We start from the raw sequence: 19,512 nt of genomic DNA on the forward strand, positions 1-19,512 counted from the left end.
ATATTTTAATCAATTACCATTTTTTATTGTAAGCTTTCAAATTATATTACGATTTTTACAAAAACCACTTTATTATGAAGATTTTAAGATTTTTGCCTATTGCTTTACTTTTTGTTTTTTCTTGTTCAACGCCAAAAAAAGAAAAATTAGAAGAAGGTAAATGGTTAGCGCAACTACAAGTGCAAGATAATGAGGTGCTACCTTTTACTTTTGCAGTAAATTATAAGGATGCAAACGTGATTTCAATACAAGTTTTTAATGCTGATGAAGTAATAGAAGTAGATGAAATTAATTTAAAAAACGACTCTATAACTATAAAAATGCCTGTTTTTGAAGGGTATTTAAAAGGGAAATTTACTGCTACTGAAATTACAGGAAGTTTTATTAAAGAAAGTTTAGATAGGGTAGTGCCTTTTAAAGCAGTTTTTAATAATGATGCAAGCCGATTTAAAATAGGCAAAACTCCAAGTAAAAATGTAACTGGTATTTGGGAAACTGTTTTTAGTCCTAATACAACTAATAGTTATATTGCTAAAGGTATTTTTAAGCAGGTTGATGCTAAAGTTACAGGTACTTTTAGAACTACCACAGGAGATTACAGGTATTTAGAAGGTGTAATGGAAGGTGACTCTTTAAGGCTTTCTACTTTTGATGGAGCACACGCATTTTTATTTACTGCTAAGGTTACAGATTCTGTTTTAGCAGGTACTTTTTATTCTGGTAATCATTTTAAAGAACCTTTTTTTGCAAAAAGAAATGAAGCTTATGAGTTGCCTGCAGATACTACACTTACCTATTTAAATAAAGGGTATAAAAAATTAAATTTTTCTTTTCCTGATGTAAATAATAAGACTGTTTCTTTAAGTGATGAGGCTTATCTAAACAAAGTAGTAATAGTGCAAATTATGGGTACATGGTGTCCTAATTGTTTGGATGAAACAAAGTTTTTAACTCAGTTTTTAAAAGAATATAAAAATGAAGATTTAGAAATAGTTTCTTTGGCTTTTGAATATGCTAAAACAAAGGAAAGTGCTTTTAATAAAATAAAACGTTTAAAAGAAAAAGTAGGAGTAAAGTATCCTATTTTATTAGCACAATATGGCAACTCTAGCAAGGAGCAAGCGCAACAAAAATTACCTATGTTAAACCATATTTTATCTTACCCTACAACAATATTAATTGATAAAAGTGGAGATGTACGTAAAATACATACAGGTTTTAATGGTCCGGCAACGGGAGAAAAGTACACAGAGTTTAAAGCCGATTTTACAAATACAGTAAATAGTTTATTAAAAGAAAAATCTACTAAATAATAGTAGATTTTCCTAAGCCTATATTTTCATCGTTTAAATGTAAATACTCATCTGTATCAACTATGCTATTGGCTATATAATCGCCAACGTAATCTGTACCTAAAGTACTATCAGCATTTAAATCTGGAGTAACAACATTGTTTAATATGGCATTTTCTACAGCCATATGTATAGCTTGTGCTTCTTCTGTTAAGCCGTGATGTTCTAATAGCATTGCAGCAGATAATATTGCAGCTATTGGGTTAGCAATATCTAAACCAGCTGCCTGCGGAAAAGAACCGTGAATAGGTTCAAACATAGCATTATCAGTACCAACAGATGCAGAAGCTAGTAATCCAATAGAACCTGTAATAACACTAGCCTCATCAGAAATTATATCACCAAACATATTATTGGTTAAAATGACATCAAATTGTGATGGATTTAAAATCATTTGCATTGCAGCATTATCAACAAATAAAAAGTCTAATTCAATTTCAGGATAGCTTGTACCTATCCTTGTAACTACTTTACGCCAAAGTCTAGATGATTCTAATACATTTGCTTTGTCTACAAGTGTTACTTTTTTTCTTCTACTTTTTGCAGCTTTAAATGCTAAATGTGCAATTCTGCTAATTTCTTTTTCAGAATACTCACAAAGGTCCGATGCTACCGTTCCTTTTTCATTTAATTTTTTTTCTCCAAAGTAAATACCTCCGGTTAACTCTCTGTAAATAGTGAAATCTACACCAGAAACTATTTCTTTTTTAAGTGGAGACCTGTCTATTAAACTTTGGTAAACACGTACAGGCCTAATATTGCTAAATAAACCTAACTCTTTTCTAAGTTTAAGTAAGCCCTGTTCTGGACGTACTTTTGCATTAGGGTCATTATCATATTTAGGAGCGCCAATTGCACCAAATAATACCGCATCAGAATTTTTACAAAGTTCTAAGGTTTCATCTGGTAAAGGGTTGCCAGTTTGGTCTATGGCGGTAGCACCAACTAAAGCAGGGGAAAAGGTGAAATGGTGATTAAAAGTAGTCTCTACAGATTGTAGACATTTAACTGCTTGTGCAAGAACCTCTGGTCCTATACCATCACCGCTAAGAAGAGCTATTTTTAAGTTCATAATTATACCGTTGTTTCTATTTCTATTTTACAAACACTTATTATTTCGTGTATGTCTTCATCAACTACTTCTTTTTTTCTATCAGCATAGTTTAAAAACTCTGTGTAAACCACATCTAATTGTGTTTTAGTAAGTTCATAACCAATATTTTTAGCTCTATATGCTAATGCAGCTCTACCGCTACGTGCAGTAAGTACTATAGAAGATTCGTTAACACCAACATCCGCAGGGTCTATAATTTCGTAAGTTTCTCTATTTTTAATTACGCCATCTTGGTGTATGCCAGAACTGTGTGCAAAAGCATTTGCACCAACAATAGCTTTGTTAGGTTGTACAGGCATTCCCATTTTATTGGACACCATTAAACTAGTGTCATAAAGTAGTTTGCTATTAATATCTGTATCTAAATTAAGGTTAGGGTGTTGTCTTAAAATCATAACAACTTCTTCTAAAGAAGTGTTACCGGCACGTTCTCCAATACCATTTATTGTACACTCTATTTGCCTTGCGCCATTCATAACACCAGCAATAGAGTTTGCAGTTGCCAAACCTAAATCGTTATGGCAATGGCATGATAAAATAGCCTTATGTATACCTTCTACATTTTCATATAAATATTTCATTTTAGCTCCATATTCTTCAGGTAAACAATAACCTGTAGTATCAGGTATGTTTAGAACAGTAGCTCCAGCTTTTACAACGGCAGAGCATACTTTTGCTAAAAACTCGTTGTCTGTTCTACCTGCATCTTCAGCATAAAACTCTACATCTTCTACAAATGTTTTTGCATATTTTACGGCAGCTACAGCTCTTTCTATAATTTGCTCTTTATTAGAGTTAAATTTGTGTTTAATATGAGATTCAGATGTGCCAATCCCTGTATGTATTCTAGGTCTTTTAGCATATTTTACAGCCTCAGCAGCAACTTCTATATCTTTTTTAACGGCCCTAGTTAATCCACAAACTGTTGCATTTTTAACTAATTTAGATATTTCCATTACAGAATTAAAATCTCCTGGGCTAGATATAGGGAAACCAGCTTCAATTACATCTACTCCCAAAAGGTCTAAACGCTCTGCTATTATTAGCTTTTGCTTAGCGTCTAGCTTGCATCCTGGGACTTGCTCTCCGTCTCTTAATGTGGTGTCAAATATTTGAACTTTATCTTTACTCATTTTATTTATTTAATTTTGGGCTGCTATACGAATATATAGTCCTTTATTATTAATATTGATTCAGCAAAAAAACATTTACAACGTTTAAGCTGTTTTTTAAAATATTAATTAATTGGTAATCAGTTATTTAAATTCAATTTTTTACGATGACAACTCCTCATAAAGATGCCTTGTTTGTATTGGTAAAGTCGCTTTCTAAGTCAGAAAAGCGACAATTTAAGTTGTATGTGGGTCGCTTAGGAGTTAATACAGATGCAAAATTTTTGTCTCTTTTTAATCTTTTAGATAAAGCAAAATCATATAACGAAAAAGTAATTTTAGATAGCGGAATTGTAAAAAAAGCGCAATTATCTAACCTAAAAGCACATCTTTATAAGCAAATTTTGGTGAGTTTAAGGTTAAATCCTGTAAACCAGAATATACGTGTGCAAATAAGAGAGCAATTAGATTTTGCTACAATTTTGTATCAAAAAGGTTTGTATAAGCAAAGTTTAAAACTTTTAGATAAAGTAAAAGGTATTGCTATAGAAAACGAAGAAAAAAATATAGCTTATGAAATAGTTGAGCTAGAAAAAATTATAGAAACTCAATACATAACCCGTAGTATACCAGACAGAGCAAATGAATTGGCTATACAGGCTAAAGAATTGTCTGCGCATAATGTAATGACAAGCAAGCTTAGCAATTTATCCTTGCAGTTGTACGGTATGATGTTAAAAGTGGGTTACGTACGCAGTGATGAGGATTTAAAAAAGGTAAAAACATATTTTAATGATCATTTACCTATTTACAATATTGAAGATTTAGGCTTTAGAGAAAAGCTATGGCTTTATAAGGCTTATTTGTGGTACAGTTTTTTAACGCAAGATTTTTTATCTTGTTATAAATATGCAAATAAATGGGTAGATCTTTTTTATGAAAATAAAGAAATGATTTATTTAAATCCTGTTTTCTTTTTAAAAGGAAATCATTACTTGCTAGAATCTTTATTTTATGTAAAGTATAGTTCACAATTTAAAGCTACATTAACAAAAATGGAAGCTATGATAGAGAGTAAAAGCTTTCCTAAGAATGATAATATCTCTTCACTTGCATTTTTGTATTTAAACTCAAATAAACTTAATCAACATTTTTTAGAGGGTACTTTTGAAAAAGGTTTGTATTTGGTACGTATTGTAGAATATGGCATTAATAAGCATAAAGACCGTATAGATGAACATCACATTATGCTATTGTATTACAAGTGTGCTTGTTTGTATTTTGGAGTTGGCGATAATAAAATGTGTATACAATATTTGAAGAAGATTATAAACAACAAAAACTTAAAAATGAGAGAAGATCTTATGTGTTTTTCTCGTGTTTTAAGTTTAGTTGCGCATTATGAGGCTGGTATGGATTACCATTTAGAGGTGCAATTAAAAAGTACATATAAGTTCTTAATTAAGATGAATGATATGCACGCTGTACAAAAGGAAATGATAAAGTTTTTAAGAAACTTACGAGATATTTACCCAACAGATTTACGTAGCGAATTTAAAAAATTACATACGGAGCTAAAAAAGTATGAGAATCACCCATATGAAAAAAGAGCCTTTTTGTATTTAGATATTATTTCTTGGTTAGAGAGTCACTTACACAACAAGCCAGTTGGAGAAATTGTACGTGAAAAAGCTAAAAAATTAACACGTTAAGTTAAGAGCAAGCATCCCAAATAGGGTCTTTTGGTAAAGGAGCTGTAATTTCTAATGGCTCCTTTTTTACAGGGTGAATAAAAGACAATTTACGAGCGTGTAAATGTATACCACCATCTTGGTTACTACGATTAAAACCGTATTTTAAATCGCCTTTAATTGGGCAACCAATACCGCTTAATTGTGATCTAATTTGGTGGTGTCTGCCAGTTTGTAAGTTAATTTCTAGTAAGTAATAATTCTCTAGTTTTTTTATAACTGTATAATCTAAAATAGCTTTTTTGCTATCTGGAACTTCTTTAATGTTTGCATAAGACTTGTTTTGTTTTGTGTTTCTTTTTAACCAATTTACAAGTGTATCTTTTTGTTTTTTAGGCTGCTGTTTTACAACAGCCCAATATGTTTTTTTAGCATCTTTTTCGGCAAATAGCTTATTTAAACGCGGTAATGCTTTAGATGTTTTTGCAAAAACAACAATACCAGTAGTTGGCCTATCTAACCTATGTGCAACACCAAGGTATACATTACCCGGTTTATTGTATTTTTCTTTTATGTAAGCTTTTACAATATCACTTAGTGGGGCATCACCCGTTTTATCTCCTTGTACAATATCTCCAACACGTTTATTAATAGCAATAAGATGGTTGTCTTCATACAATACCTGAAGATTTTGTGGTGTAGAAACTTCTTTTTTATGCAAAATAAATAATTATAATTAAGTGCTAATGCACTAAATGTAAATTTAGTATTGTTCCTCTTCGTTAGGAAAGTCTCTAGTTTTTACATCGTCTACGTATTGTGAAATTGCAGAGCCCATTTCTTCATACAAATTCATATATCGTCTTAAAAAACGAGGATTAAATTCTTTAGTCATTCCTAAAAGGTCATGTATAACTAAAACTTGTCCGTCTACATCACCACCAGCACCAATACCAATAACAGGTATTGTTAAACTTTCTGCAACTTCTTTAGCAAGTGTAGCTGGTATTTTTTCTAAAACAATAGCAAAACACCCTAATTTTTGAAGTAATAAAGCATCTTCTTTAAGCTTTTTAGCTTCTGCTTCTTCTTTGGCTCTTACGGTATAAGTGCCAAATTTGTAAATAGATTGTGGTGTTAAACCTAAATGTCCCATTACAGGTATGCCAGCATTAAGTATACGCTTAACAGAATCTTTAATTTCTATACCACCTTCTACCTTTATAGCGTGTGCGCCACTTTCTTTCATAATACGTATTGCAGAGCGTAAAGCTTCTTTTGGGTCACTCTGGTAGCTACCAAAAGGAATGTCTACAACAACTAAACACCTATTAATAGCTCGTATTACAGAAGAAGCATGATATATCATTTGGTCTAATGTAATTGGTAACGTAGTTTCATGACCAGCCATAACATTACTAGCAGAATCGCCAACTAAAATTACATCTACATTGGCATCATCTATAATTTTAGCCATAGAGTAATCATAGGCCGTAAGCATAGAGATACGTTCTCCATTCTTTTTCATATCTACGAGTGACTTAACAGTAACTCTTTTGTATTCTTTTTTGGCAACTGACATTGTAAGTTTTATTTAGTTTAGATGGGTTAAAATTATGAAAAAAGATTAAGAATTACTGTGTTTATCAAACTTAAGAATGTGATATATTTTTTATAAATTGATAAAAATTAATATGATGAAAAATATTTTACTCACATTTGCAATCTTATTTAGTGTTTTTGTATCTGCACAAGCTAACGAAGTTGATGTTAAAAATACAATAAACTTGTTTTTTGAAGCTTTTCATAAGCAAGATTCTGTGCAATTAAAAGCGGTAGCTACTAACACTGTTATATTACAAACTATAGGAGCAGATAAAGATGGTAATGCAGTTGTAAAAACAGAGAGTTATTCAGATTTTATACAAAACATTATAAGTATACCTAAAGAAGTAAATTTTAAAGAAAAATTAACTTCATATACCATTAAGATAGATGGTGATATGGCAAATGCCTGGACAGAGTATGAGTTTTGGCTAAATGGGAAATTTAGTCACTGTGGTGTAAATTCTTTTCAGTTATTTAAGGATAATGGTAAGTGGAAAATTATTTATTTAATAGATACAAGACGTAAAAAAGGGTGTAATTAATGTTAAGTTATTACATCATTTTCTCTTTTAAACTGTTCTTTTTGTTCTCCCTTAAGTTGTAACTGTTGTTCTATTTTATTTTCTGTTGGCCTTAAAAATAAAAAGTAAACAATAATAGCTACGGTAATGGCTAAGTAAAGTAAGTTGCCTTTAAACATTGCAAAAAGTAAACAGATAAACGCAGCTCCTTCTATAAAAGCATACTTATATAATAAAGCAGATTGGTAAACTTCTAGTTTTTGTTTTAACGATTTTTTATTTAAAACAGGCTCTATTTTCTTTTTAAAAACATAGTTACCTAAGATTATACCAGTTATGGCTATTAATGGTACTAATACAATATAAATGCTATTTGTTGGCAAACTAAATTCCCATTTTTGTTGCTGATAATACATTACAGCTGTAAAAAATATTAAGCCAACAGAAAAGGCAATGTGCATTACAGACATTACCTTTAAAAATCCTTTAAATGTAAGTGAGTTTCTGTTGTCCATAATTATTTTACTGCATTCTCATAAGCTTGTTGCCCGCCTACTATTGGTAGTGTAATTTGTGTAGCATTAGTATCTACTGTTAATTCTGTGCCCGGCTTAGGTAAAATGGTAAATTGGTTATCACTAGAAAAAATAACTAAGCCAATTTGCTGACCAGCTTTTATTATTTGATCATCTGGTTGTAAATTAAACGTCATAGTATAAAATTTACCAGGTTTTAAAGGCTTGCTCTCAGAAATAGATTTGTGATTTTGTGGATCTGCCCAACCACGAGTAATAATATTGTCTGTAATAACAGCACCTTCATTTGTGTTCCAAGGTAAAGAAACCAATGCAACAGATAAATTTGCTGCAGGCTTGCTACTTGCAAGTTTTATGGTAATAGATGCTAATCCAGATATATGAACATCACTTGTTAGTGTAGGTGTAGTGAATACTAACCTGTTTTTTGAAGATGTAGCTTGTGCTAAATCTTCCATAGAAATGTTGTGGTCATCTACTAGTGTTTCTGGTTTTTGCTTTCTTAAAGGATTTAAAAGCAATTCTCCTTGTGTAGGAGCTCCGTTTTTTAAATATAAGGTAACATCCGTTGCATTAGGATTTGGGTAAGCGTCATATGGCGTAGGGTTGTCTTGAGTATCATATTCACGAACAATCCAAGCTTTTTTATCATCTTCAACACCATTTTTAATACCGTGTAAGTAACGCGTAAACCAACGGTTCATTATTTTTATTGGCGGTGGACCTCCATGTCCGTTTTGGTGGTAGTATATTTGTGTAGGCAATCCCTTTTCCTTAGCAGCTTTATAAATGCGGTAGCTGTGTTCTGGCATAACATTCCAGTCGTTAAAACCGTGAGACATTAATAATGCGACTTTCATTGGTTCCATTTTGTTAAGGTAATCACGCCCTGCCCAAAAATCATTATAATCTCCTGTCTCTCTGTCTAAACCATTTTTAAGCTCTGTATCCCTTATAGTTTTGTTATTGTAAGCACGCTTACTAGGGTCTCCACTATGAATAAAATCATATAAAACATCAATATCTTCACCTAAATAACCTCCAGGACTTCTTACCAAACCATTAGATCGGTAATAATGGTACGATGATGTGTTTGGGGCAATAGGTATTATAGCTTCTAAACCTTCTACACCAGTAGTTGCTGCAGCAAGCGGAATTGTTCCGTTATATGATGTTCCCGTCATACCTACCTTTCCTGTAGACCAAAAAGCTTTAACCTCCTCTTTATTATCCGGAGAAGTAAAACCTTTTGCGCGTCCGCATAGCCAATCTATAACAGCTTTTGGAGCTAATGCTTCATTGGGTCCGCCAACAGTTGGTGCTCCTTGAGAAAACCCTGTTCCAGGTGCAGATGTATGTACAACAATATACCCTCTAGGTACCCATTTTTTTATATGAGAGTTAGATATTATAGGGCGCTGTCCTCTACGTTTTACCTCTGGGTGTGAGCGTTCTGGAGCTTTCTCGCCAAGTTCATGTTTTACATTCCAAAATAAACCTTCTTCTGCACCTGTTGCAGTACCAGCATAATAAGGACTAGAACACAGTATAACAGGTAGTTTTAAATCTTCGGTTTCTGTTTGTTTTGGTCTAGTAACACTTACGTGCATGCGATCTAGTTTTCCATCGCCATCAGTATCAAAAGTTGTTTCAACAAATAAATCGTGACGTATCCAATTGTTAGAGTCACTAAAACCCTCTACAATTTGTGCTTCACCATCTTTAAAAACAGGTAATGTTTTTTCAGTTTGAGCTATACCTATTGAAGTTAGAGATAAAAGTAAATAGCTTACAATAATTTTAAATGTCTTTTTCATAGTGTAAAGTTATAAAATATAAATCTTAACAATCGCTTAAAAATACACCAACTGCTAAACCTCCAGTAGATGTTTCTTTGTATTTAGAGTTCATATCTTTTGCGGTTTCCCACATAGTATTAATTACTTTATCTATAGGAACTTTAGCATTTGCAGGGTCTGTATCTAAAGCAAGTTCTGCAGCGTTAATTGCCTTTATAGCTCCCATAGAGTTACGCTCTATGCAAGGTACTTGCACTAAACCACCAATAGGGTCACACGTTAATCCTAAATGATGTTCCATAGCAATTTCGGCAGCCATTAAAACCTGTTCTGGTGTACCGCCTAGTAATTCTGTTAAAGCACCAGCTGCCATTGCAGATGATACTCCAATTTCTGCTTGGCAACCACCCATAGCGGCAGATATTGTAGCTCCTTTTTTAAATAAACTACCAATTTCTCCAGCAACTAGTAAAAACTTTTTAATATGGTTAAAATCTGCTTGGTGGTTTTCTATAACCATATAGTACATAAGTACTGCCGGTATTACACCAGCACTACCATTAGTAGGTGCGGTAACAACCCTACCAAGAGATGCGTTAACTTCATTAACACTTAGGGCAAAACAACTTACCCATTTAAGTATTTGTCTAAACTTAACTTCAGTTTTACGTATAGTTTGTAACCATTCTTCAGGAGAGCTGTAAGGTAGTTCTCCTTTTAGTTTCTCGTGCATATCAAAAGCACGTCTACGTACATTTAAACCACCAGGTAAAGTACCTTGTGTGTGGCAGCCAATATGCATGCATTCTAGCATAGTATCCCAAACAGCTTTTAAGTCGGTATCTACTTGTTCTGGTGTACGTAAAGATAGTTCGTTCTCTAAAACTATGTCAGAGATAGATTTATTACCCTCATTACAGTGTTCTAAAAGAGCAACTCCAGAATTTATAGGATGCGGAAAAGTTTTAAATACCTGTATATTTTCTTTGGCGTGTACTCTTTCTTCTTTAACAACAAAACCACCACCAATAGAATAAAAAGTATCCTCGTAAATGGTACCGTTGTCTAGAGTGGCAGAAAACTTAATACCGTTTGCATGAAATGGCAAAGAAGTTTTTAAAAACACAATATGCTCTGTAGTATTATATGTAATGGCATACTTACCAAGTAATAATAATTGGTTATTTTTTTTTATCGTTTCTATTATAGAACCAATATTTTGTACTTGCATAGTTACTGGGTCTTCACCAGATAATCCTAACATTACAGCTAGGTCTGTTGCGTGTCCTTTACCGGTTAAAGATAAAGATCCGTACAATTCTGTGTGTATTGTTTTAACACTGTTTATAGGGTGTTCTTCTTGTAATTCTTGCAGAAATCTTTCTGCAGCTCTCCAAGGTCCTAAAGTGTGTGAGCTAGATGGTCCCACACCAATTTTAAGCATATCAAAAACACTTATACATTCCATTTACGAAAACGTTTTATTAGTACGGACAAATATACATTTTGGAATTATATATTAAACCTTTTTGTGCTATTTGTTTATTTGGAATTCCATTATGGCATATTGTTAATCATCATTAATTATGAACGGGTACTGCCACCTTGTCATATTTTGTTTGCTTGGCATATTGTTTGTCTATCTTAAATCAAAAATAAAAATATAAACGCTAATTTATTTAAGTAATATAATATGAGTAAAATTATTGGTATAGATTTAGGTACAACCAATTCTTGTGTTTCTGTGATGGAAGGGAATGAAGCGGTTGTTATTCCAAATGCAGAAGGGAAAAGAACAACACCATCTGTAATTGCATTTGTAGAAGGTGGAGAAATTAAGGTTGGTGACCCTGCTAAAAGACAAGCGGTTACAAATCCTAATAAAACCATATATTCTATTAAACGTTTTATGGGTAACAAATACTCTGAGTCTAGCAAAGAAGCAGATAGAGTACCTTATAAAGTAGTTAAAGGAGATAACGATACGCCAAGAGTTGATATAGACGGACGTTTGTACTCTCCGCAAGAGTTATCTGCAATGATTCTTCAAAAAATGAAGAAAACGGCAGAAGATTATTTAGGACAAGATGTTTCTAGAGCTGTAATTACAGTTCCTGCATATTTTAACGATGCGCAAAGACAAGCTACTAAAGAAGCTGGTGAAATTGCTGGTTTAACAGTAGAGCGTATTATTAACGAGCCAACTGCTGCTTCTTTAGCATACGGTATGGACAAAAAAGATACTGACCAAAAAATAGTAGTTTTTGATTTTGGTGGTGGTACACATGATGTATCTATATTAGAATTAGGAGATGGTGTTTTTGAAGTATTATCTACAGACGGAGATACACACTTAGGTGGTGATGATGTAGACCAAAAAATTATTGATTGGTTAGCTGATGAATTTAATAGTGAAGAAAGCATAGATTTACGTAAAGATGCTATGGCATTACAACGTTTACGTGAAGCTGCTGAAAAGGCTAAAATTGAATTATCTTCTTCTGCACAAACAGAAATTAACTTACCATACGTAACAGCTACGGCTTCTGGTCCTAAGCACTTGGTACGTACGCTAACGTTAGCTAAATTTAATCAGTTAATTGATGATTTAGTTAAAAGAACAATAGCTCCTTGTGAGTCTGCATTAAAATCTGCAGGTTTGTCTAAGAGTGATATTGATGAGATTATTTTAGTTGGTGGTTCTACACGTATCCCAGCTGTACAAGAAGCAGTAGAGAAATTCTTTGGTAAAAAACCATCAAAAGGGGTTAACCCAGATGAGGTTGTTGCAGTAGGTGCAGCTATACAAGGTGGTGTTTTAACTGGTGATGTTAAAGATGTATTATTATTAGATGTTACACCATTATCTTTAGGTATTGAAACTATGGGTAGTGTAATGACTAAGTTAATTGAGGCTAACACTACAATACCAACTAAAAAATCGCAGGTATTCTCTACAGCAGCAGATAATCAGCCATCTGTAGAAATACACGTTTTACAAGGAGAGCGCCCAATGGCTAATGATAACAAAACAATTGGTCGTTTTCATTTAGACGGTATTCCACCAGCACAAAGAGGAGTTCCACAAATTGAAGTAACTTTTGATATTGATGCAAACGGTATTATAAAAGTATCTGCAACAGATAAAGCTACAGGTAAATCTCAGGACATTAGAATTGAAGCTTCTTCTGGTTTAACTGAAGAAGAAATTAAGAAAATGAAGGCTGAAGCTGAAGCTAATGCAGAAGCAGATAAAAAGGCTAAAGAAACTGCAGATAAGTTAAATGAAGCAGACGGAATGATTTTTCAAACAGAAAAGCAATTAAAAGAGTTTGGAGATAAGATTTCTGATAACAATAAAAAGCCAGTAGAAGAAGCTTTAGAAGAATTAAAGAAAGCTTATGAAACTAAAGACTTAGCTGTTATTACTCCTGCTTTAGATAAAATTAATGAAGCTTGGAAAGGTGCTTCTGAAGAAATGTACAAAGCTCAAGCAGAAGCTCAGGGTGGTGCAGCTCCAGGACCAGATGCAGCTGCAGGTGCAGAAGCAAAAGAAGGAGATGATGTAGAAGATGTTGACTTTGAAGAAGTAAAATAACATTTTTTATAAACATATTAAAACCCACTAAATTAATTTTTAGTGGGTTTTTTAGTACGTATTACTACAATTTTTACCTTGTTTTTTGTTTTTTATAAATAATAAATAGTCTAATTTTGGAGTATGACTTTAACCATACGAAACCTATACTTGTTAATTGTTTTTATGTTGCCTTTTGTAATTGAGGCTCAAGAACTACGTATTTTTACCAAAGCAGATTTTAACTTAACTGGTAATGTTAAAAAGAGTACTGTAATTACAAATTATGGTAAAGAAGAATTTTATTTTAATAAAGAAGGAAAGCTAACAAAATCTATAACACGATACTCAGACCAAGATTATAGTATTACGTATTACAAATACAAAAACAATCAAATTTTAGAAAAACGCTTAGAAAACTATAGAGATGGCGCTTTTGATAAAAGTACATCAATAGCACATATTTTTAGTATAGACACTGTAGGTAACAAATATATAACAGAAAAAATATTAACCTATAGTAAAAAATTTTTAGATCAATACGAGTATGAGTTTGATGCGCAGGATAAATTAAAAATTATTAAACGTATTAATGATGAAGAGGTAGATGAAACAACTATAACTTATACAACTACAGATACAGAAAAAGAACAAACATTTTACTTAAACGGAAAAATACTAAAGTCCATACGCGAGTCTTACAAAACAAATGCAAAAAAAGAAAAACTAAAAATAACTTTAACAAAACAATTTTTAGATGGTAAACCTTTAAAAGCAGAAGAGGTTGTTACCAAAGAAAATGGAGAAATAGTATACAAAGATTATTTTGTTGCAGATGCTACTGGAAATAAATTTACTTTAGATAAAAAGGAATTATACACTTACAAGAAAGATGTAAAGGTTGTAGACAAAATAACCGTTAAAAAAGCAAAAACTACTTATGATATTACCTATATGCACCAGTTTGATGGTGATAAAGGCAATTGGATTAAGCAAGTTGTATCACCAGACAATACGTATACAACACGTAAAATAGAATATTACCCAGAAGAAGTGAAAGTAGTTACTGATGAAATTAAACAATAGTTTATTTGTTAAAGTACTTTTGCTTAATTTTTGGCCATTCTTCTTTTAAAATTCCATAGCAGCAAGAGCTGCGTCTAAAATTACCCTTAGTAATTACATTTTTTCTTAAAATGCCTTCAAGTGTAGCTCCAAGTTTTTCAACAGCTTTTCTAGATTTTATATTTCTTTCGTCTATTCTAAACTCTACTTTTTCAAAGTTTAATTCTTCAAAAGCATAGGAAAGCATCAGGTATTTCATTTTATGGTTTAATCCTGTTCCTTGGGCTATTGGTGATATCCATGTCCATCCAATGTGCAATACTTTATTTGTTTTGTCAATATTGCCAAACCGTGTAGAACCTATAAATGCAGAGGTTCTTTTATCAAACACAGCAAAGGCAATTGCATTTTTATCTTGTATAGCTGTTTTTATATAATTGGTTAATTTTTCTAATGTTGATACGTCATTAGAACCATATTTATATAAATCTACTTGTTGTGCGGTAGGCCAAAGCAAGTTTATATGTTTTTGCTCTAAAGGTAATAGTTGTACCGTATTATCTTCCAGGTTGTTTATAGTATGTATCATTCTACTAACGAATTTATTATTTCTTTTTTTACCTCGTGCGCACCTTTAAAAGTTATAAAATTGGTGTTTGGGTCTATGATGTTTTTAATTCTTGTTTTTTCTAAATTTTTACGCTCATCATTAAAATAAGCATCTTCGTTACCAACTATATAAGTTGTTTTGGTTTTATTGTTGTTTAAGTATATAAAATCTGTATTAGATAGTTCTTTGGGCACAGTGCCTGCATATAAAACAATGTGGTTGCATTCAATTTTTTCTTTAGCTAACCATCTTGTTACCACAGATACCCCTTGGGAATACCCTAAAACAATAAAGTTACAGTGTTCTGGAATATTTTCTGCAAGGTATACTTTGCTTAAATAGGTAATAACATTCTTTGTTTCTGCAATTGTATTTTCTCTAGTAAGCCAGCTTGCGCCAATATGAGTAAACTTGTTGTTTAGATAATATTTAGATGGTGCTTGTGGTGCAATTATATAATTTTCTTTACTGTTTAGTTCTTTAAAATAGCGTAAAAAATACTTGCTTAAATAACCCATACCATGACAAACAAACCATACATTTTTAGTTTCCGTAGTTAGGTTGTTAAGGGTTGCGTAGGAGTTGGTAGTTGTATAGCTTACTTCTTTTTCTGTTGGCTGCATAAAACAGTAGTTTCAAATGTGTAAAAAAATCAAAATTTAAAGTTATAGCTTTTGTTGTATTTGGATTGATTATTTTTACAAAAAAATATGAGATGAACGAATTTCAAGAAAAAATACTACGTATTTGTAATGAAAACTCTAAAAATACGCTAATGGAAACATTAGATATAGAGTATGTAGAAGTAGGAGAGAATTTTTTAGTTGCCAAAATGCCAGTAACACCAAAGGTATATCAACCAGACGGAATTTTACATGGAGGAGCAACCGCAGCATTGGCAGAGAGTGTTGGTAGTGCAGCGTCTTATATTTTTTTAGATGGACAGGAGTATTTTGTACGCGGATTAGAAATTACCGCAAACCACGTTAAGAGTGTTAAAGATGGTAATGTGTATGCTAAAGCCAGTATTATGCATAAAGGAAGAACCACGCAATTGTGGGAAATTAGAATTACCAATAACGCAGGTGAGTTGGTTTCTTTATGTAAGTTAACCACTATTTCTTTACCAAGAAAAAAGTAACTAAATGAATCACTTTTTTGATCGACTACAAGAGCAGCTTAATGCACAAAAACCTTTTGTAGTGTACAGAAAACCTAATGAAGATGTAGTTAGTGCTGTGTTGCAAGAAGATGCTGTTTTACACTACGTAAAAAATTACCAAGAATCAGGCTTTGTATTTGCTCCTTTTGATAGTAATTCTGCATCAATATTAATTCCAAATAAAACTATAATAACAACAAACTATAGTACAGATAAACTTTTGAGTTCTACTATAGACAATGATGTTAGTATTTCATCAACCCCAATAGAAAAACAAGACCATATTGCACTTGTTAAAAAAGGTATAACCGCAATTGGTAATGGCTATTTAGAAAAGGTGGTGCTCTCTCGCTGTATAACTACGCATACCGCTACAAAACCTATAGCACTATTTAAAGAACTACTTTCGGTTTACAAAACAGCATTTTGCTATTTGTGGTATCATCCTAAAGTAGGAATGTGGCTAGGAGCTACACCCGAGGTTTTGTTAAAAGTAACCAATAAGCGTATAGAGACTTCTTCATTAGCAGGTACACAAGTTTATGAAGAAGGAAAGGAGCCGGTTTGGGGAGAAAAAGAATATAATGAACAAGATGTAGTTACGCAGTTTATAAAAAAAGAATTAGCAGAAAAAGTAACTAATTTAAAAGCTACAGAAGTAACATCTGTAAGAGCAGGTAAATTATGGCATTTACGCACTAAAATAACTGGTTTAATGCAAAACAACTTGCAAGATATTTTAGTTGCACTGCACCCAACACCAGCTACTTGCGGATTGCCAAAACAAGAAGCTAAAGAGTTTATACTTAAAAACGAAAATTATAATAGAAGCTTTTATACAGGCTTTTTAGGAGAGCTTAACTTTACTAAAGAACAGTTTAGGTCTAAGACTAAAAAAAATATTGAAAACAGGGCGTATACATCTCTCACAAAGGTTAGTAACTTATATGTTAATCTGCGTTGCGCAGAACTTACTAACAAAACAGTAAAAGTATACGTTGGTGGAGGTATAACTAATGGGTCTATACCAGAAAAGGAATGGGAAGAAACTGTAGCTAAAAGTGGTACAATGTTGCGTATTATTTTAAAATAATTGGGTAAACAATGGTTTACGCTGTACTTTTGCATCAGTTTTTACTAATAAATATTCTTGTAATTTGAGATACTCTAGCATACCTACTGCCCAATCTGTAATTTTACATTGTAAGGCTAAAGGGGTTAAAGACATAATAATATCACCCGGCTCTAGAAATGCACCGTTAACTATAGGTTTCACAGAAGACCCTTATTTTAAATGTTATAGCATAGTAGATGAGCGCTGTGCTGCATTTTTTGCTTTAGGTATTGCACAAAATACAGGCAGAATAGTTGCTGTGGTATGTACTTCTGGTAGTGCTATGTTAAACTATTATCCTGCAGTAGCAGAAGCTTTTTATAGTGATATTCCTATGTTAGTTATTTCTGCAGATAGACCAAGTTATAGGATAGATATAGGTGACGGGCAAACTATTAGGCAAGAAAACGTTTTTAAAAACCATATTGGCTATCAGGCAAATTTAAAACAAGATGTTTCCCACGCAACGGCCACAATAAAAAAATTTGGAGCAGAACTTTTATCTGTAAAAAAAACGGTAGAAGAACAGCAAAAAGATATTAATACATTTAATAGCGCAGAATTACAAAATGCTATAGATTTTGCTATTGATGAATTAGCACCAGTGCATATTAATGTACCTTTAGAAGAACCTTTGTATAATACAGAAGAGCATAGTTGTGTTGTCCCATCTGTAAAAGAAGAAGAGGATACAGTGCTCCCTAGTTGCTCTACACTAGATGATTTTGCCTCCATATGGAATACATCTACCAGAAAAATGATTTTAGTAGGTGTAAATAAACCAAATGTTATAGAACAACAATTTTTAGATGAGGTTGCGGAGGACGAGTCTGTAATTGTGTTTACAGAAACAACATCTAATATTCATCATTCTACTTTTTTTAACAGTATAGACAGTATTTTAGCTCCTATAGAAAAGTCCAATGATAAAGAGGAGCTGTTTACAGCGCTAAAACCTGATATTTTGCTGACTTTTGGAGGCTTAATTGTATCTAAAAAAATTAAACAATTTTTACGTACGTATAAACCAAAACACCATTGGCATATTGATGGTAAAAAAGCATACGACACTTTTTTTAGTTTGTCTCACCATTTTAAAGTAGATACAAACACTTTTTTTAATGCATTTTTAGATAAAACAAAATTTGTAGATAGTAGTTATTTTGCAAAATGGTCTAAAGTAAAAGCAAACTACGAAGAAAAAAGAGAAGCATATTTAAACACTATTCCATTTTCTGATATGTTAGCTTTTTCACAAATATTACCAAGTATACCAGATGGTTACCAAGTACACTTGTCTAACAGTTCTACGGTAAGATATGCACAGTTGTTTCCTTTAAAAAATACATTAAAGGTGTATTGTAACCGTGGTACTAGTGGTATAGATGGTAGTACGTCTACAGCAATAGGAGCATCAGTATATAATAAAAAACCAACCTTACTAGTTACAGGAGATTTAAGCTTTTTGTATGACAGTAATGCACTTTGGAACAACTATGTAAAACCTAATTTTAGAATAATTGTAATAAATAATAGTGGAGGAGGTATTTTTAGAATTTTACCAGGCCAAGAAGAAACAGATAATTATAAAACTTATTTTGAAACGGCTCATAATTTAGAAATAGAAAACTTGTGTAGTATGTATAATGTTGATTATAAGTTTGCTGAAGATGAAAATGCTTTAAGTCAACATTTAGAAGATTTTTATAAAGAATCAGATAAGGCTATTTTATTAGAGGTGAAAACACCTAGAATAATAAACAATAAAATTTTGCTTAGTTATTTTGATTTTATATCTTAGAAGCATTATTAACATTAACTATACAAAAGAATATTAAAATTATGAGCCAAAGAGATGATTTAATTGCAAAGTACGCTGCCGATTTAAAAGATAAATTTGGAGAAACTGCAGATATGGATTTATTAACAAAGGTTACTATAGGTCTAGGTCCTTCTATTTATAATAAAGATTCTTCTAAAGTATCTGGTTCTGATGAAAAAGAACTAGAAACAGTAAAGAAAAATTTCTTAATGAAAAAATTGGGGATGAGTGATGACCCAAAATTAATGGAAGGTATTAAAGCTGTTATGGACAAATACGGATCATCTAACAAAAATAAGCATAGAGCTGTAGTTTATTACAAATTAGCTCAGCACTTTAAAAAAGAGTCTGTTTACGATAAATAGAATTTTAAAGAATTATGTAAAAGAGGCTACCTTAAACAAGGTAGCCTCTTTTTTTTACTGTACT

The 19,512-nt window shown here is 32.2% G+C and carries 18 protein-coding genes; 9 read left to right on the top strand and 9 right to left on the bottom strand.

Going from position 1 to position 19,512, the window contains the following annotated elements; all coding sequences use genetic code 11:
* Positions 1–74: 74 nt before the first annotated feature.
* Positions 75–1,313 carry a peroxiredoxin family protein gene (locus tag BFJ87_RS13245; protein WP_077405461.1) on the top strand — a complete coding sequence of 413 codons (1,239 nt, stop codon included), beginning with the start codon at positions 75–77 and terminating at the stop codon, positions 1,311–1,313.
* Here the strand turns inward: BFJ87_RS13245 and leuB are convergent.
* A complete protein-coding gene (gene leuB, locus BFJ87_RS13250; protein WP_077405464.1) occupies positions 1,306–2,424 on the bottom strand; it encodes a 3-isopropylmalate dehydrogenase in 1,119 nt (372 codons plus the stop codon). The two genes, BFJ87_RS13245 and leuB, sit on opposite strands and share 8 nt — an antisense overlap.
* A 2-nt stretch (positions 2,425–2,426) precedes the next feature.
* Positions 2,427–3,599 (bottom strand): 2-isopropylmalate synthase, encoded by a 1,173-nt coding sequence (locus BFJ87_RS13255; RefSeq protein WP_013622232.1) that lies wholly within the window; start codon positions 3,597–3,599, stop codon positions 2,427–2,429.
* A 146-nt stretch (positions 3,600–3,745) separates the two neighbouring features.
* Between BFJ87_RS13255 and BFJ87_RS13260 the strand changes: the two genes are divergently transcribed.
* Entirely contained in the window at positions 3,746–5,290 is a 1,545-nt protein-coding gene (locus BFJ87_RS13260; RefSeq protein ID WP_077405467.1) for a hypothetical protein, read from the top strand.
* A 1-nt stretch (position 5,291) separates the two neighbouring features.
* Here the strand turns inward: BFJ87_RS13260 and BFJ87_RS13265 are convergent, their stop codons facing one another.
* A complete protein-coding gene (locus BFJ87_RS13265) occupies positions 5,292–5,990 on the bottom strand; it encodes an RluA family pseudouridine synthase (RefSeq protein ID WP_077405470.1) in 699 nt (232 codons plus the stop codon).
* A 42-nt stretch (positions 5,991–6,032) separates the two neighbouring features.
* Positions 6,033–6,851 carry a 3-methyl-2-oxobutanoate hydroxymethyltransferase gene (panB, locus tag BFJ87_RS13270; RefSeq protein WP_077405473.1) on the bottom strand — a complete coding sequence of 273 codons (819 nt, stop codon included), beginning with the start codon at positions 6,849–6,851 and terminating at the stop codon, positions 6,033–6,035.
* A gap of 115 nt (positions 6,852–6,966) precedes the next feature.
* On the opposite strand from panB, the gene BFJ87_RS13275 reads away from it, so the two are divergent.
* Positions 6,967–7,419, top strand: a complete 453-nt coding sequence (locus BFJ87_RS13275; RefSeq protein WP_077405476.1) for a 3-methyl-2-oxobutanoate hydroxymethyltransferase — start codon at positions 6,967–6,969, stop codon at positions 7,417–7,419.
* A 2-nt stretch (positions 7,420–7,421) separates the two neighbouring features.
* On the opposite strand, the gene BFJ87_RS13280 is transcribed toward BFJ87_RS13275, so the two are convergent.
* Genes BFJ87_RS13280 through BFJ87_RS13290 form a run of 3 tightly spaced genes read right to left on the bottom strand, consistent with a single transcriptional unit; the run spans position 7,422 to position 11,201 of the window.
* Entirely contained in the window at positions 7,422–7,913 is a 492-nt protein-coding gene (locus tag BFJ87_RS13280) for a hypothetical protein (RefSeq protein ID WP_077405478.1), read from the bottom strand.
* 2 nt (positions 7,914–7,915) lie between these two features.
* A complete protein-coding gene (locus BFJ87_RS13285; protein WP_077405481.1) occupies positions 7,916–9,751 on the bottom strand; it encodes a Xaa-Pro dipeptidyl-peptidase in 1,836 nt (611 codons plus the stop codon).
* A gap of 25 nt (positions 9,752–9,776) precedes the next feature.
* Positions 9,777–11,201: an L-serine ammonia-lyase gene (locus BFJ87_RS13290; RefSeq protein WP_077405484.1), complete on the bottom strand. Its 1,425-nt coding sequence runs from the start codon at positions 11,199–11,201 to the stop codon at positions 9,777–9,779.
* 225 nt (positions 11,202–11,426) lie between these two features.
* On the opposite strand from BFJ87_RS13290, the gene dnaK reads away from it, so the two are divergent.
* Complete coding sequence (dnaK, locus tag BFJ87_RS13295) at positions 11,427–13,331, top strand: molecular chaperone DnaK (protein WP_077405486.1); 1,905 nt, start codon at positions 11,427–11,429, stop codon at positions 13,329–13,331.
* Between the two features lie 123 nt (positions 13,332–13,454).
* Positions 13,455–14,396, top strand: a complete 942-nt coding sequence (locus BFJ87_RS13300; protein WP_139344249.1) for a hypothetical protein — start codon at positions 13,455–13,457, stop codon at positions 14,394–14,396.
* Position 14,397: 1 nt separating this feature from the next.
* Here BFJ87_RS13300 and BFJ87_RS13305 read toward each other — a convergent pair whose 3' ends face one another.
* Positions 14,398–14,964 carry a GNAT family N-acetyltransferase gene (locus tag BFJ87_RS13305; protein ID WP_077405492.1) on the bottom strand — a complete coding sequence of 189 codons (567 nt, stop codon included), beginning with the start codon at positions 14,962–14,964 and terminating at the stop codon, positions 14,398–14,400.
* Positions 14,961–15,608: an alpha/beta hydrolase gene (locus tag BFJ87_RS13310; RefSeq protein WP_077405495.1), complete on the bottom strand. Its 648-nt coding sequence runs from the start codon at positions 15,606–15,608 to the stop codon at positions 14,961–14,963. Before BFJ87_RS13310 ends, BFJ87_RS13305 begins: the two co-directional genes overlap by 4 nt.
* A 92-nt stretch (positions 15,609–15,700) precedes the next feature.
* On the opposite strand from BFJ87_RS13310, the gene BFJ87_RS13315 reads away from it, so the two are divergent.
* From BFJ87_RS13315 to BFJ87_RS13330, 4 genes are all read left to right on the top strand, one after another.
* Complete coding sequence (locus BFJ87_RS13315; RefSeq protein WP_077405498.1) at positions 15,701–16,126, top strand: PaaI family thioesterase; 426 nt, start codon at positions 15,701–15,703, stop codon at positions 16,124–16,126.
* A 4-nt stretch (positions 16,127–16,130) separates the two neighbouring features.
* Positions 16,131–17,240 carry a chorismate-binding protein gene (locus BFJ87_RS13320; RefSeq protein ID WP_077405501.1) on the top strand — a complete coding sequence of 370 codons (1,110 nt, stop codon included), beginning with the start codon at positions 16,131–16,133 and terminating at the stop codon, positions 17,238–17,240.
* Positions 17,241–17,304: 64 nt separating this feature from the next.
* Positions 17,305–19,062 carry a 2-succinyl-5-enolpyruvyl-6-hydroxy-3-cyclohexene-1-carboxylic-acid synthase gene (menD, locus tag BFJ87_RS13325; protein ID WP_077405504.1) on the top strand — a complete coding sequence of 586 codons (1,758 nt, stop codon included), beginning with the start codon at positions 17,305–17,307 and terminating at the stop codon, positions 19,060–19,062.
* Between the two features lie 41 nt (positions 19,063–19,103).
* Positions 19,104–19,448, top strand: a complete 345-nt coding sequence (locus BFJ87_RS13330; protein ID WP_077405507.1) for a DUF2853 family protein — start codon at positions 19,104–19,106, stop codon at positions 19,446–19,448.
* Positions 19,449–19,512 lie beyond the last annotated feature (64 nt).

The organism is Cellulophaga omnivescoria, assembly GCF_001999725.1.
In the GTDB taxonomy this organism is placed as follows: Bacteria; Bacteroidota; Bacteroidia; order Flavobacteriales; family Flavobacteriaceae; genus Cellulophaga; species Cellulophaga omnivescoria.